The following is a 15,348-nucleotide window of genomic DNA, read 5'->3' on the forward strand; positions in this document are numbered from 1 at the left end:
AATATTAATTTTCTATAATAAAATTATTAAAGGTTCTTGACCTCAAATTAATTGTTCAAATTTATAAGTTAAAAAACTATTAAGTTTACTGCTATCATATTGGTTATAAAAAGAAGCCCGTGCTAATTCTACCATTTCTTTCGAATCAGCATCTTGTTCCAACGGCATTACCTTTCTAATAAAAGATTCTTTTCTTAAATTGTTATTATCCAAAAATGCAATTTTAATTTCAAAATGAAATTCAAAGTAATATTTATGGGGTTGCACAAATGAAATTTCACTTTTTATTTCTTTCAAACTATTACTATCTTTTAATAAATAATTACAAATTAAATCTTCAAACGAAGATTTTTCATTTCTATTATTAAAAAAAATTAAAAAATTACTCGTAAATTTGACATCAAAAATAGTTTTCCTCAAAACTACTTTATTATTGATTTTCTTTAATAATTTCTTAAAATCATTAGTAAAATCATTAATAATAACACTATTTTTGAAATCTGGTAATTTACTAAACATATATTTTATATCATTAGTTTCTTGCTTAATAATATAGTGTCTAGTATCTTTAATATTAATAAAAAATTGCATTTCTTTATGAGAATCCATTTTAATAAAACGATTCGGTACCACTGTTAAAACTATTTTAACAAAAATATCTTCATTTATTACAGTATTTAATTTATTAGGTTGAATATTTAAACCATCAGCAGTAAACAATTTAATATTTAAATGTCTAATGTAATTTGAGTTATTAAAAAAATTAACAGGAACAGGTGAATTAAAACCCACCAAAGTTGGCTTATGTTTTAAATATTCGTTTAATCCCTTAAAAATTAATTCATTTGTTAACCGCGGATTTTTTTCAGTTAAGTTAATTCTGAATAGTGATTTATCTAAATTATTAAAATGATTAGATAAAATTGATAAATCAATTATTTTTCCTTCATCATTATTAATGATATCAAACTAATCCGTTTCTAATAGCAATGCTATATTATTAGTAGCAAAAATACTAATTAATACTAAACTAGAAAATAGTTTATTCACCAAAAACTCTCCTGACAACTAAAATAATAAGTTAATAGTAAAAGATAATACTTACAACCTCCTTTTTTAAAAAATAACTATTTATTAGTCTAACTTCATAACATTCTTATGAATAATATTAACAAATTTAATATTTAATTACTACTAGAAAAATAATAATAATTTTAATTTAAAAAATAGTTCTTACACAATATGTGTAAGAACTATTTTTATTATTAATATTAATAATTTAAAAGTAATAAATTAAGTAAAATCTTTATTTTTAAACACCCATCAGGTTCCAACGATGACACCAATAGTTAAAAGAATATAGAAAACATAAGCACCAGGAACATTAATAATTTCTCTTGTGATATCAGGGCGATATGAATATGAGCTATCAGCATTTTTTACAAATCCAATATTCTTATTAGTATTAATCCTATCTATATTATTATCATTCAAGGCTGGTGACACTAATAACTGTCAATGTTTAACAACATTTAAATATGAGATTGAAGTAGCTATTTTCCCCATCGTAACAGTAAATGGTGGTATCTTCTGACCTAATAATTTTCTTCATTCATCAAATTTGATTGCAAAATAATATCCCATAACCTTATTAAATTCTTGACTATCATCTCATACTCTCGTAATTTTATTAAATATTTTATATTTCAAAATGATATTAAACATTTGTTTATAATTAATGTTATATGGGTTACTAATATTATTTGTATTATCCACTGCTAATTGAAAATTTGTTTCTTTTCACGGTTCTATTGAATAATCAAAATAATTATATCCAACTTCACCACCATTATCTTGTGCATATTTATTAATTGCATTTTTTCATTCATTAAATCCTGATTTTTCTAATTCAGCATCACTTAATAAAAGTAATTTCCTAAAATCAGGAATTAACTTAAAGTCTTCATCTCATTCTGATTGTCTTTGAAATAAATTTGAACCAGCAGCCACCGGACTTATAAATGTATCAACTAAGCCAAAAATTTGAATTAAACCAAGAAATAAAGCAGCAAATAATATTAAAACTTTTGAAGAAAAAACTAATGATAATAATAAAGCAGGACTAGAAATTAAAAACTGCAATAATATTAAAACTCCAATTAAAATAAAAATATTTTTAGCAAATTGACCCATAAAAATAAATGGTAAAAATTTAAAAAATAATGGTGTTATTAAAATTGGCACTCCTAAACAAATAATTATATAAGTTATAATTGTGATGTGAAATGCTAAGATTTTTTCTGTAACGAGTCTTGTTCTTGTCATTGGTAAAGTATTAAAAATTAATAATGTTCCATCACTAATTTCATCACGAAAAATTTGTGATGCTTTAGAATAACTTAATAAAATTAAAAAACTAATAAAAAAACCATATAAAATAGTAATTATTTGATTATTTAAAGAAACATACTCTGCTCTTATCACATCAGTAGTAATATTAGAAACTGTTTCTAAACGCATATTTAAAAAATAAGATAATGAACCGACAATCGCTAAAGGAATTATTAAACCAATAATTAGAAAAACTCAAGATGAAATTGCTTTGATAATTTTATTTAAAGTATAAAGCAAAATTGGCGCTCTAAAACTAAATTTATAGTTTTTACTTGTTACTTTTTGAGTTTTAATCGGCATTACTTCTTACCTTCCTTTTTATTACTGTTTTTATGACTAGACACAATTTCTGATTGTTGATCATTTTTAATAATTTGTTCATACAACTCAGTTAAGTCTGTTGTATACGGTTGTGTTGATTTAATTAAAATTTTATGTTCAAGCGCTAATTCACTAATATTTAACAATTCTTGATCATTTTTAATTTGCACCACAATTTTTTCATTCATTATTTGAACATCATAACCAGCTTTTTTCAATACTTTAATAAACAATTCTGGTTTTAAAGGATCAAACATATATAAATTTTGTTTTTTAGTTTGAATGATATCACTGTAAATAACATTACCATGATTTAAAATTGTAACTTCATCAATAATATTTTGTAACTCTAATAAAATATGTGATGAAATCAAAATGCTTTTTCCCATATCACGAAGTTTAATTAATTCATCAAATAATTCCATTCTCGCTGTTGGATCTAAATTAGCTGCTGGTTCATCTAAAATTAATATTTTAGGATTAGAAATAAGAGCTTGTGCTAATAATACCTTTTTTTTCATTCCAGAAGAAAAACTATTAGGATTTTTTCGTTGAAACTTTCATAAATTTAATTGTTCTAATGATGCTTTAGCTTCCTTTTTACTTTTTTTTCAATCGTTTCCTCGTAAAAAACTCATTCAAGTTAAATATTTATATGTTGATAAGTGCATTGGAAAACGAGCATTTTCAGGAATATATCCTAAAACTTCTTTAGCTACAGACAGCGTAGCATCTTTACCATCAATTTGTATTTCACCACTATTAGGAATAATTGAACCGATTAAACATTTAATTGTTGTTGTTTTTCCACTACCATTAGGTCCAATAAAACCATGAATTTTACCACTTTTTACTTTAATAGTAATGTTATTAACAGCAACTTGTTTTTTAAATCTTTTGGTTAATCCACTAATAGAAATTGCATAATTATTATTTTCCATTAATTTACTCCTTGTATATTTTATGACTAATGATGAACACGATCAGCTTATTTTCGTTTCATTGCTAATGCTTTAGTAAAAGAATAACTTTGTAAACCATTTCCACTTAATCCAATACAAATCCCTGTATTGCCAGCAATTAATTGCTTAATAGCTTCAGTTCCTAAAATTGTTGCTAAATAGCGATCCATTGCTGTTGGCATACCGCCTCTTTGAATATGTCCTAAGACTGTTGCTCGCGTAACATAACCACTACCTTTTTCAACTTCTTTCGCCAATTGATGAACATCATACAGTTTTTCCGTTACAAGAATAATTACCGAACGATATTTTTTTTCATAACATTTTTTAGTTTGCTGAATAATTTCTTCTTCTGTCAATTTATTTTCTGATGTACTAATAATTTCCACACCACTACCAATTCCCGCCAGCATCGCAATATCTCCACAATAACGACCCATAACTTCAATAATTCCACACCGATTATGAGATTCATTAGTATCGCGAACACGGTCAATTGCTTCAATAACGATATTTAATGCCGTATCAAAACCAATAGTAAAATCACTTGATACAACATCATTATCTATTGTTCCTGGCAAACCAATACAATTTAATCCCATTGCTACTAGTTTATTAGCACCTTGATAACTACCATCACCACCAATAACAATTAAATTATTAATTTCTAATTGTTTTAAATTATTAATCGCTCGTTGTCTTACTTCTTCCTTTGCAAATTCAGGATAACGCGAAGTACCAATCGCTGTTCCCCCACGATTAACAATTTTTCTTGCAAAGTCTTCATTAGTTTCTTCAATTCAACCTTGTGTTAAACCTTCATAACCATCCCTAACAATGTAAGGCAGGATATTATTTGCTATTGCTTTTTTAATTATTTGCGCCACCGTATTGTTCATTCCTGGAGCATCGCCACCAGAAGTTAATATCGCAACTTTCTTCATCAATTTTGCCATTTTTAATTTATCCCTTCTAAATATTTAGTATTTTAATTATAGCAAAAATATCTTCCCCACATTATTAAAGTCCTATTTGTCGGTCGCGTTTAGTTTTCTTAGGTATTGCTTTGAAGAAGTAAAACAATCAGCTAATTATATTATTTAATTACTAAACTAACCCTGCCTTTCTTGTTATTGTCATTTTTATTCTTTTTCATTTTATCATATTATTGAATTTTTACACAACAAAAATTATTAATATTATTAAATTTTCACTAATATATATTAATTTTATATTTTTACTTACTTAAATCTATTATATTTATTTGTTACAGCATTACCTTTATAATTAATTCAACTATCATCATTTTTATTATTATATTTATTTCATAATGAATTTTTATATATTTCTTTTCTGATTTCTATTTCTGAATTAATATTTTCATTAATGTAATGTAATACATTTAAGTTGTTTAAATTTGCCATTCTTAAATGTAATAGATTATTTAAATTCTTATGATTATATATTTTTGCCCCATAGCCTAATTGTTGTTTTACTAAATGCGATACATCACTTTCAATGCTACAACCGATATTTCATTCTAAATTTTGATGATGAATACCTTGCTTATTATTACTGAAATAATTACTCGCCTTTCTTAAATTTGTTTTAATATCTTTATTTAATTCATTTTTAGCAACATTACGAATGTTTTTGATTAATTCTTGATGATTTCCATCCTTATATAATTTAATTCAACTATTTAGTGTTACTTTGCGATTTTCAAAAATAATATTAAATGCGGTTTGTTTTAATTTTTTAATAGCGTGATAACCATCTAAAATATATCTAACATTACCAAAACTGTTCGCAATTTCTCTAATTCAAGAATCACCATCACCACAAACAATTATTCTGTCATAATTAATATTTACATAATTTTTTTGTACTTCTTTAATTAATAAATCACGATAATCCATCGTATTTATTCGTTTACCAACTTTTAACATTAAAAAATGACCTCGTTTGTTTTCTAATTCTCTACGAGCATTTTTGTAATTTTTTTCTTTATGTCCGGTATGAAAAGTAACTAAACGAATTCTTTGGTCTTGTTTAACTTTCTGATCTAATGTTGCTAAAAATGTCTCATCTAGTTGAATATACAAATCCTTATTTTTGACATCAATTCTAGTTTTAGTTTCTTTTTCTGCTAGTTGAAAATATTCAGCAATATCGTATTTATTTAAAATATTTGAAATACTAGCTTTTGAAATATAACAATGATTTAGAGCATCTAAAACATCACGATACCGTTTACCATCTCCCAAAAGACTTAAAACTTTAAATTGGACATCAAAATAAATGCGTTGTTTAGGCAATAAGCCAATTTCTTTATCTAACAAACATACATATTCAAATTTACCTGATTTTTGATTTCAATATTTATATCGGCGTCGTTTAAAAGTAACATCACCAAAAATTGTAATAATTGTTCTTGGTGCAAAATGAACTACTTTATAACCTTGTTTTAACCGATAATGATATTTATATAAGTATTCATCTAATTTTTCATATTCATTAGCCAATTGTTCGCATTTATTGATGTACATATTTTTATGGGTTGTAAATAAACTAAATCAATGGTTGTTTTCTGAGGTTTTTACATTATTATTAATTTTTAACATAATAAATTACCTTTCTTGATAGTAACTTTAACAAATTTTAGTATTCAATAAACCGAAAAAAATGATAAAAATTCTTATTTGATGATTTATAATGAGATTCCAAAGTAAAGAAATTGCAGATTAGGATTTGGAGAAAGGAAAAGGTGTTGTAAATTTTATTAATTAGTAAAAATTCACGAAAGGAATTTAATTAATATGAAAAAATTACTCAGTTTATTAAGCACAATAACAATGGCCGGAAGCGGAATGTCAGGAATTGTCGGAAACGCTCCAACTTCAACAAAAAGTGAAATCAGTTATTTAAAAACAAATAATTTAAAAAATTTAGATAAAAAAGTTTATTTTATTGAAGATAAACCAAACAATTATGATGCTATAGAAATTAGCGAAATAAAAGGGCAAGTTAATGATATTGCAATCCATGACAGAAATATTAAGTCTACAGTTGCTGGTGCTACTTATTTTGCAACAGATGATGGATTATATTTTAAATCAAGACCTTCATCAAACTTAATTAAAATTAATGGAATAAATAACAAGGTTAATCGCATTATAATTTCTCAATCAACAGGAGAAGCTTACGCAATATCTGCAAATAAAAAAATTTATTTGATTGAAGATAAACCAAACAATTATGATGCTATAGAAATTAGCGAAATAAAAGGGCAAGTTAATGATATTGCAATCCATGACAGAAATATTAAGTCTACAGTTGCTGGTGCTACTTATTTTGCAACAGATGATGGATTATATTTTAAATCAAGACCTTCATCAAACTTAATTAAAATTAATGGAATAAATAACAAGGTTAATCGCATTATAATTTCTCAATCAACAGGAGAAGCTTACGCAATATCTGCAAATAAAAAAATTTATTTGATTGAAGATAAACCAAACAATTATGATGCTATAGAAATTAGCGAAATAAAAGGGCAAGTTAATGATATTGCAATCCATGACAGAAATATTAAGTCTACAGTTGCTGGTGCTACTTATTTTGCAACAGATGATGGATTATATTTTAAATCAAGACCTTCATCAAACTTAATTAAAATTAATGGAATAAATAACAAGGTTAATCGCATTATAATTTCTCAATCAACAGGAGAAGCTTACGCAATATCTGCAAATAAAAAAATTTATTTGATTGAAGATAAACCAAACAATTATGATGCTATAGAAATTAGCGAAATAAAAGGGCAAGTTAATGATATTGCAATCCATGACAGAAATATTAAGTCTACAGTTGCTGGTGCTACTTATTTTGCAACAGATGATGGATTATATTTTAAATCAAGACCTTCATCAAACTTAATTAAAATTAATGGAATAAATGAAGCAGTTATTTCTATTATAATTGAACAAAAAAGTGGTAATGTATTTGCAATAACTAAAACTAAAATGCTTTTAAATATTATTATTCAAATAAATAATTTACGGTTTAATAACATTATTAATGATGAAATTATTTTAAATGAATTAAATTATTTAAATCCTAATTTAGATATATCACAATTAGAAATTATTAATAAAACAGATACATCAGCTACAATTAAAGCAAAAGACAATGGTAAATATTTTGGTGAAGTTACTGTTAATTATAAAATTAAAAATAAAGATGAAATTAATGCTATTAATTTAAATGAATTAATTAAAAGAGCAGTATTTTTTAAGTTTCGTGATGAAAACCCTAATTTAAAATTTAAAGAAATAAAATATATTGATACTAATAATTTAAATTTTTCAAATACTGAAATAACAAAAAGAGAAAATTCATTTTTATGATCTAATGCTCCTAAAAATGTATGTTCTGATAGAGAAATTATCAATAAAACTCCAAATACAAGATCATTTAATGTACCCACTTGTGAATATAATTCAAAATCAAAATTAGTATTTCAAATTACAACAGGATTAACTAAAACAAAACAAGAAAATAAATTAAATGGTTGAAACATAAATTCTGATGATGAAATGAAATTAACAGATTTTACAAATATAAATAATAAAAATTCTAAAATCATTAATGTATTATCAAATGAATTTGATTTATCAAACACAAATAAACAAGAACAAGAAATGATTTTAAGTATTTTTAAGGTACCCGCTGATAAATTTGAACTTAATCCCAATGAAAAATTAAAAATTACTTATCCAGTAAGAATAATTACATCTAAAGTTATATTAAATTTAAAACAAAAAATTACAGGAAATATTACTGCCAAAATAATTGATGATAACAATAAAGAACAAGTAGTTACATTATCAATTACAGAAGTAATGCAAATTTTACAAAAATATAGTTTATTACCCAATGAAATTACTATAGATAAAAACAATGATAACATAACATTTAACGGTGAAGCATTTTTTTCATCAGAAAGAGAAGGGCCGGTAAAAACAAATACAGTTACTACTATAGTATAAGGTTTTATAAAAACGATATTAGCTATTTAGAACAATAACTTTAATTGGAGCAAGTACACCATGTTTAATTTCTTGTGAAAAATAAGAAAAATATTCAAACCAGTAATTTTAATTAATTACTGGTTTCTTATTTTATTAAAATATAAAAAATGAAAAGTTGCTTAGTTGTTTAAGAGTATTGTCATCATAGACAACCACCTTTTAGGGTAGTAATTTTAACAGTTTTTAAATTTAGTTAACTTATTTTTCTGTTTTAATGATAAATGTTTTTCTAGGATTTATTTCTATTCTATATCCGCTTGAGTGATCATAGTAATTTATTGTCATTTCTAATTGGATAAACTTTTGGATTTTGTATGTTTTTCTATTGTTATTTTGGTTAATTATTTTGCCATATTTTCCTGTTAAATCTTCAATATTTTTTCTTATTTCATTGTTTTTTAAAAAAGCAGGAGTTATAAATTCAAGTTTATCATTTGTTGGTTTTGGTCTTTCTTTAAGTACTTTTTCAAGATTTTTTTTATTTATACTTATAGGAACTTTTATTATTATTTTTAATTCATCATGATGTTGTTGAATATTCTCAATTTCAACTTCTTTTAAATTTTCAAGTTTAACTTCTTTTTCATAAATTTGATTTTTAATCATTGGTGGTGTTATTGATTTATTTGTTTTATTATTACAACCAGTTATGAATAATGTTGCTAATTCCAAGAGAGTTAGTATATTTAAAAATTTCATAATTTTAACTTCTTTATTTTTTCTATATATATATATATTACACGAAAATTCTTAAAATCATTAGAAAAATGGCAAAACCGATTAAAAATTGGAAGGTATAGTAAAAAGCTGGTACTGTTTTAAAAACTGGAAAAATATCGGTTGAAAAGTTAACTGTTGCTTTTGCAATAATTGCTAATGGTCGTAAAATCGTGATGATTTGTGACGCTGTCAGTATTCAGTTTATCATTTTGATACCAGCATTTTGAATGGCACAACCAATATCATTAAATGTTGGTATTCATCGTCCCGAATATTTGCGCAATTTGCTGGTGGAATTAAATCGTCTCATTCACTGTTATTTGAACCATCAGGGATAAAGGCTGTTGAATTTAATACATTAAAGTCATAAATTTTAAAATTGTAGTTAGAAATATTACCTTTGTGATAAAGTGGAAAAGTTAAGGTAAAAATATTAATACCATAACGAATATCAATATCGGTATTGAGATAATTAATACTGTTAGCAGTCTTGCTGGTTGGCAAGGTAATTAGTTTATTGTCGTAAGATTTAAGGACATTAAAATTAATTTGATAAATGCTATTGGTATTGTTAATAGCATTGTAATTCTCTTGGTGCATTTTTTTGTCAAAAGTAAAGAAATAACTTCTTAGTAATAATTCTGAGTTTCCTATAATATTTACTAAGTATTTTTTGGGATAAAAGGTAATTAATGAACGATAAAAGAAACCTATTTGAATAAAATAATCCTTCTTATAGTTTTCTATACCCTTAAAATCAATTTCGGTATGAGTTTTTTCGTCCATATCAAAAGTCGCATAAAATAAACTAGCAAAGAAATTGCCAAGAATTTCATAGATTTCATCAAAAACATTTTTGTAATCGCTGTTGTTAATACTAGGAATGTTATTTTTAAAATATAGGTAAATATCATTTTTTAAATCGGGGTCATATCGTAGAAAACTAAATTTAACATTGAGGTAATTTAAGGTTCCGAAAAGGTACTTAATTAGGTAATAATCGTTAGCTCTTGTGGTGTCATATTTTCATATTTCATTTTCACCGTGTAATAATTGTAAATAGTTATTTCCAGCAATTAGGGTTTTATTAAATGCCTTAATTTTGAGGACATTATCGTTGTTATCATCTTGTTTCGGAATGACCATTTTAATCGTATTTGTTCCTTGCAATTGTGTGCTCGTTTCAATTGCGGTGAATTTAACGGTAAATGTTCTGTCAGCGACATTGTCTGTTGTTAAATCAAAAGTAGTGCTATCGTCTAAGTAATTGTTGTCATTATCTTTAATTTCTGTATTATAGTCGATGCCTTCAATTGCATTATTTACGCCAGCAAGATTGTTAATTTTTTCATTAAGTCTTTTTTTAATTTTTTTTATAACTTCAATTTTGGTTGCATTTGTAGGGTCGATTATTTCTGAATTTGGTAAAATAGTTGAAGTCTTATGATAAAAATAGCTCTCGTCTTTAAAGCCGTGATTTTTAATCGTAAATTCTTTGTAATAACCTTTTTCTAAGGTGTCAATGAAATTAAATACTGGTGTTCAATAAAGATAAGAATAATTGAATTTGTCAAAATCACCGCGATGAATCATTAAATAATCAAGATTATCAACAACATCGTTATAGTTATGGTTTCCATCAAATTTTTTGGTTATTTCTGGCAAATCAATGTCGGTTGTATCTTTTTCTGTTTTAATGATAAATGTTTTTCTAGGATTTATTTCTATTCTATATCCGCTTGAGTGATCATAGTAATTTATTGTCATTTCTAATTGGATAAACTTTTGGATTTTGTATGTTTTTCTATTGTTATTTTGGTTAATTATTTTGCCATATTTTCCTGTTAAATCTTCAATATTTTTTCTTATTTCATTGTTTTTTGAAAAAGCAGGAGTTATAAATTCAAGTTTATCATTTGTTGGTTTTGGTCTTTCTTTAAGTACTTCTTCAAGATTTTTTTTATTTATATTTATAGGAACTTTTATTATTATTTTTAATTCATCATGATGCTGTTGAATATTCTCAATTTCAACTTCTTTTAAATTTTCAAGTTTAACTTCTTTTTCGTAAATTTGGTTATTTTGTCTTTTGTTTCTAATTAGTGATTGTGTTGTTATTTCGTCATTATTAATATTTTGGGGAATGGTAAAAATGTTATTGAAACTAATAATTAACACGGTAAATATTTTCATAAACATTTTTATCACTCCTTTTTAAAATATTTTATTTTTCATTGTTCTTTTGGTTTTGATTTTTTTAATAAGTCACTCAATGCTACAGTTTATAACTACTGCTATTGTAATGCATATATCTAAATATCCTAGTATCATAAGTGAAATTAATACTTCAAATTTTTCATATAATAATTTCAAATCATTAGTTTCCAATTTTAAAAATGGAATAAAAAAGATAATAATCATAAAAATGTAAGGTAAAATTCTCCATCAATATTTTTTTAAAGAATTAATTAGTTTGTTTGATTTCATTTTTTAAGGTTCTTTTTGCTTTAATTTTCTGAATAATAAAGCGGATGAATTTTTCAAATTTAATTGCAAAATATATTGCTCCGCCTCATCAAAAAACAAATATTCCTGCTAGCATAATACCACTATTGAACTTGCCAAAGAAATCAACCATCTCTTTATTCATAAACTCATTAAATTCGTTACTTGTTCCAGTTATTCATTTAGTATCAATTGCTGTTAATGCACAAAGTAATAAGCTTATAAAAATGAAAATGATACTTAATACTATTTTTAACCACTGCTTTTTAAAAGAATTTTTAATTCTTAATTTTAATGGCATTTTTTCTTTTGAATTATCTTTTTTAAATAATTTTCCTAAAAGTTTCTTCATTTTAATTTTCCTTTCATATTTTTATCGTCCTTTAATCACAATAAATAAAGCAATAAGTACACAAGTGACACCAAGAATGGTAAAAATTGGGTGTTGCGAAAATGTCCGAGCCATTGGTTTAAATAGTTCTAAAATTGTTAAATTGCTAGTAATAAACTTTTGGAAATTGGCAAGTCCCTCGCTAATATAGTTCGTTAAAGTTTCAAAATGACTACCAGCCAATAATCCAAGAACAGTTATTAAGATAAAAATAATAATTAGTTTAAACATTGTTAGTTCCCTTGTTTTGTTTTTATTGGTTTTATTTGTTTTTTAGCTTTTCCTCAGGCACTTAAACGACCTTTATTTTTAACCGCATATTGGCGTTGTTTTTCCAAATTAACTTGTTGACTACCAAATCCAAGAATAATTGCCATAAGAAATTCTACAGCCAGTGTTAAGAATAGAGGAAATATTAGTTGAATATTCGTTCCCGGCACTTCTAAACTTCAAATTAAGTCAAAAACTTTATAAAGCATTTGAGCGAGAAAGTCGGCCATTTTTGCGAGATTTTCCATTTTTTATTATTCCTTTTCTTTCATTTTTCTTAAAAATTTGCTAAATTTATCCATTTTTAAGTATTCTAAGTCTTCTAAATCAATTGCGGTGTCAGTATAGTATTTGTCTTCATAATCAGGATTTACTTTTGCATTTAAGTAATCTCTTAAAAATGCTAGGTAAAAAGAATTGTAAGTGTTAAGTATTGGTAGAGGAATTTTTAGTTTAAAAAAATAGATATCGAGTTCAGGAATATCACGATATTTAATGCGACGACCTTTTTTGCTATTTTTCGCATCGATTAAGGTGTTTCGTCAGCGTTCATATTCTTCAATGCTCGTAAAGGTACCATAGATGACTTTTAAGTAGGGGCGAAAAATATTAACGGGTTTTTTACGAATTCCCACAATTACATTATTGGCAATATCACGAACTTTAACTCAAATATGTTTATCTCTCTGACCGCTAGCAAGCACAATATGACCAAAATGCCGTGCCAGAGCGAAATATTCTTGAATACCGCTTTCTTCGTTTTTGGTATTATTTTTTTCTCAATCGGTTCCTTCTAAAAATAAATTGGTTTCATCTCACAAAAGCAAGGTTTTGTCAGGCAATACTGGATAATCAAAGTCTAACAATCCCATATGCCCTAAACTTAATTTTTGGGTTTCTAGTAATGGAAATGTTGATGCGATATGATATTTTTTCTTTTTTAGTAATTTTGATGCGTATACTAGAAAAGCAGTTTTTCCAGTTCCTAATGAACCAATAACGATGTTTAATGGTGAATTTTTTAAAAAATTAATAACTTTGTTAATTTGCGTTAAATTACTGATTTTAAAAAGGAAAATTAAAATACAACCTGCTAAAAATAAATAACTTACAATGTTTTTAAAATAACCGTTGTAAATATATCAAATTGCTCCTCAATGTCATAAAATTAAAAATGAGGTGCGATTTAATTCAATAAAATGGTTATTTTTTTCTATTATTCATTTGCAAAATTTCATCTTGCACCTCACTTTATTTTTTTGTTAGCGTACCGCTCCAAGTAATTTTTCAAACATTTTAAAGCAAATAAAGAATATTGCCAAAATAAATGGAAAAATGAATATTCAGTAGTCAGCAAAGAAGTTACCGACTTGTGGCATATTAACAGCAATAATTTCTCACATTTTAGTAAACGCCGTTATAATCGCATTTCATAATTTAGTCATTGCGTCACTAGCTGTTATTTTTGTTACTGCTGGTGCTTCTATTAAGAAAGTTCCAATCATATAATCACCCCCTTTCTTTTTAAAGCATTCATCATTTATATTCAAAATTTTTCTTAAATTTGTTAAAACCACGATTAATCTTAACACGATTATATTTTTTCCTAATTAATTTTGAATTTCTTTGGGAATGCATCACAATGTAACTTCTTGACATTAATTTTTTCCCTATCTAAATACTGATATGGTTTTTCAAAGTAGCATTAGAATAAATCACACCATAATCGCTGTTAAGAATCAAAAAGCAATGTTTGCTATTAAAAGCCAAAGTGTTTCTTGAGTTAAATCAATTTCTTTATCACCACTAATATGAGCCGGAATAGTTGTAATTTGAATAAATAAATCTCAGAAAGTTTGTTTGATTTGTTCTCAATCAAATTCTTTTAAGTTTATTGTCATTTTTTATCTCCCAAAAATCATTTTTATTGGTAAATATATAATTGAAATTAACGCGAAAAGAAAAGTAATGATAATAATTAATCCGGCAATAAACGCAACTTGTGCAGGCATTTTTTCTATCGGAACAAACAGTTTTAAAAATTCCATAATAATTTCTCAAAACATTATTTTTTATCCGCATTATTTTCTTTTGAATTAGGGGTTTTAACTCATTCTTCAAAGCGAGCAATAAACACTTTTTCGTCTTTTGTGAAATTACCAGTATTATTTTTAATGGCATTTTTATATTTAATTCGCATTTTTATTTTGGCATAAATTTTATAAGCAAAATATGCCAATAGCATGATGCTGATAATAATAAATATTAGTCCAATTGCAATATTCATTTTTAAGCTCCTTTAAAATAGTTATAATTTATATCTTTTTTGTTGTTTTCTTTTTCGGCAATGAAGAAGCCTAATAATTCTTGTCCCTTAATTAATTTGGTTTCTTGCTCTTGTTGATTAATTGAAATTACTTGATATTTACTATCTTTTATTATTCCAATACAAATCGAATTTTCATATTTTCCTTTATAAACAAATCGCTTTGGAAACCAAATGCCGATTTGTTCATTAAATCATGGAATTTTAGGTGCTTTAATAAACATTGCGTTTTGTGTTTCTTTTAAGAGATATTTTTTAGTATTTAAGAAAATGTTTTCAATGTTTTTCATAATAAATTACCTTTCTTATTTGTTATAAACTAAGTTACATTAACTAAGTTAGTTGACTCAGTTTTTTAAACACTTA

20 protein-coding genes are annotated in these 15,348 nt (G+C 25.3%); 1 reads left to right on the plus strand and 19 read right to left on the minus strand.

What is annotated here, in order from left to right; all coding sequences use genetic code 4:
- Nucleotides 1–12 precede the first annotated feature (12 nt).
- From AAHM88_RS05965 to AAHM88_RS05985, 5 genes are all read right to left on the minus strand, one after another.
- Nucleotides 13–795: a hypothetical protein gene (locus tag AAHM88_RS05965; RefSeq protein WP_342262584.1), complete on the minus strand. Its 783-nt coding sequence runs from the start codon at nucleotides 793–795 to the stop codon at nucleotides 13–15.
- A gap of 498 nt (nucleotides 796–1,293) precedes the next feature.
- A complete protein-coding gene (locus AAHM88_RS05970; RefSeq protein WP_342262585.1) occupies nucleotides 1,294–2,694 on the minus strand; it encodes an ABC transporter permease in 1,401 nt (466 codons plus the stop codon).
- The gene (locus tag AAHM88_RS05975; protein ID WP_342262586.1) at nucleotides 2,694–3,656 is read right to left on the minus strand and encodes an ABC transporter ATP-binding protein; all 963 of its coding nucleotides are present in this window, start codon (nucleotides 3,654–3,656) and stop codon (nucleotides 2,694–2,696) included. Before AAHM88_RS05975 ends, AAHM88_RS05970 begins: the two co-directional genes overlap by 1 nt.
- 47 nt (nucleotides 3,657–3,703) lie before the next feature.
- Nucleotides 3,704–4,633 carry a 6-phosphofructokinase gene (gene pfkA, locus AAHM88_RS05980; protein ID WP_342262587.1) on the minus strand — a complete coding sequence of 310 codons (930 nt, stop codon included), beginning with the start codon at nucleotides 4,631–4,633 and terminating at the stop codon, nucleotides 3,704–3,706.
- Between the two features lie 285 nt (nucleotides 4,634–4,918).
- A complete protein-coding gene (locus AAHM88_RS05985; RefSeq protein ID WP_342262528.1) occupies nucleotides 4,919–6,301 on the minus strand; it encodes an Mbov_0401 family ICE element transposase-like protein in 1,383 nt (460 codons plus the stop codon).
- Nucleotides 6,302–6,496: 195 nt separating this feature from the next.
- Between AAHM88_RS05985 and AAHM88_RS05990 the strand changes: the two genes are divergently transcribed.
- Nucleotides 6,497–8,728: a hypothetical protein gene (locus AAHM88_RS05990; protein ID WP_342262529.1), complete on the plus strand. Its 2,232-nt coding sequence runs from the start codon at nucleotides 6,497–6,499 to the stop codon at nucleotides 8,726–8,728.
- A gap of 240 nt (nucleotides 8,729–8,968) precedes the next feature.
- On the opposite strand, the gene AAHM88_RS05995 is transcribed toward AAHM88_RS05990, so the two are convergent.
- Genes AAHM88_RS05995 through AAHM88_RS06060 form a run of 14 tightly spaced genes read right to left on the minus strand, consistent with a single transcriptional unit; the run spans nucleotide 8,969 to nucleotide 15,272 of the window.
- Nucleotides 8,969–9,469, minus strand: coding sequence for a hypothetical protein (locus AAHM88_RS05995; protein WP_342262530.1), 501 nt, complete (start codon nucleotides 9,467–9,469; stop codon nucleotides 8,969–8,971).
- Between the two features lie 37 nt (nucleotides 9,470–9,506).
- Nucleotides 9,507–9,698, minus strand: coding sequence for a hypothetical protein (locus AAHM88_RS06000; protein WP_342262588.1), 192 nt, complete (start codon nucleotides 9,696–9,698; stop codon nucleotides 9,507–9,509).
- Entirely contained in the window at nucleotides 9,692–11,689 is a 1,998-nt protein-coding gene (locus AAHM88_RS06005) for a hypothetical protein (RefSeq protein WP_342262589.1), read from the minus strand. The genes AAHM88_RS06000 and AAHM88_RS06005 overlap by 7 nt, the downstream gene beginning before the upstream one ends.
- 15 nt (nucleotides 11,690–11,704) lie before the next feature.
- Entirely contained in the window at nucleotides 11,705–11,911 is a 207-nt protein-coding gene (locus AAHM88_RS06010; RefSeq protein ID WP_342262532.1) for a hypothetical protein, read from the minus strand.
- A gap of 43 nt (nucleotides 11,912–11,954) precedes the next feature.
- Entirely contained in the window at nucleotides 11,955–12,347 is a 393-nt protein-coding gene (locus AAHM88_RS06015; protein ID WP_342262533.1) for a hypothetical protein, read from the minus strand.
- Nucleotides 12,348–12,368: 21 nt separating this feature from the next.
- Nucleotides 12,369–12,617, minus strand: a complete 249-nt coding sequence (locus tag AAHM88_RS06020; protein WP_215826579.1) for a hypothetical protein — start codon at nucleotides 12,615–12,617, stop codon at nucleotides 12,369–12,371.
- Between the two features lie 2 nt (nucleotides 12,618–12,619).
- Entirely contained in the window at nucleotides 12,620–12,904 is a 285-nt protein-coding gene (locus AAHM88_RS06025) for a hypothetical protein (protein ID WP_338968736.1), read from the minus strand.
- 6 nt (nucleotides 12,905–12,910) lie between these two features.
- Entirely contained in the window at nucleotides 12,911–13,894 is a 984-nt protein-coding gene (locus AAHM88_RS06030; protein ID WP_342262534.1) for a hypothetical protein, read from the minus strand.
- A 24-nt stretch (nucleotides 13,895–13,918) separates the two neighbouring features.
- Nucleotides 13,919–14,161 (minus strand): hypothetical protein, encoded by a 243-nt coding sequence (locus AAHM88_RS06035; RefSeq protein WP_342262535.1) that lies wholly within the window; start codon nucleotides 14,159–14,161, stop codon nucleotides 13,919–13,921.
- Between the two features lie 19 nt (nucleotides 14,162–14,180).
- A complete protein-coding gene (locus tag AAHM88_RS06040; protein WP_342262536.1) occupies nucleotides 14,181–14,315 on the minus strand; it encodes a hypothetical protein in 135 nt (44 codons plus the stop codon).
- An 11-nt stretch (nucleotides 14,316–14,326) separates the two neighbouring features.
- A complete protein-coding gene (locus tag AAHM88_RS06045) occupies nucleotides 14,327–14,557 on the minus strand; it encodes a hypothetical protein (protein ID WP_342262537.1) in 231 nt (76 codons plus the stop codon).
- A gap of 3 nt (nucleotides 14,558–14,560) precedes the next feature.
- Complete coding sequence (locus AAHM88_RS06050) at nucleotides 14,561–14,722, minus strand: hypothetical protein (protein WP_342262538.1); 162 nt, start codon at nucleotides 14,720–14,722, stop codon at nucleotides 14,561–14,563.
- Nucleotides 14,722–14,943: a hypothetical protein gene (locus tag AAHM88_RS06055; protein ID WP_342223528.1), complete on the minus strand. Its 222-nt coding sequence runs from the start codon at nucleotides 14,941–14,943 to the stop codon at nucleotides 14,722–14,724. Before AAHM88_RS06055 ends, AAHM88_RS06050 begins: the two co-directional genes overlap by 1 nt.
- Nucleotides 14,944–14,945: 2 nt before the next feature.
- Nucleotides 14,946–15,272, minus strand: a complete 327-nt coding sequence (locus tag AAHM88_RS06060) for a hypothetical protein (protein ID WP_338967359.1) — start codon at nucleotides 15,270–15,272, stop codon at nucleotides 14,946–14,948.
- Between the last annotated feature and the right edge of the window lie 76 nt (nucleotides 15,273–15,348).

The sequence above is a fragment of the Spiroplasma endosymbiont of Dromius quadrimaculatus genome (assembly GCF_964031155.1).
Taxonomy (GTDB): domain Bacteria; phylum Bacillota_I; class Bacilli_A; order Mycoplasmatales; family Nriv7; genus Nriv7.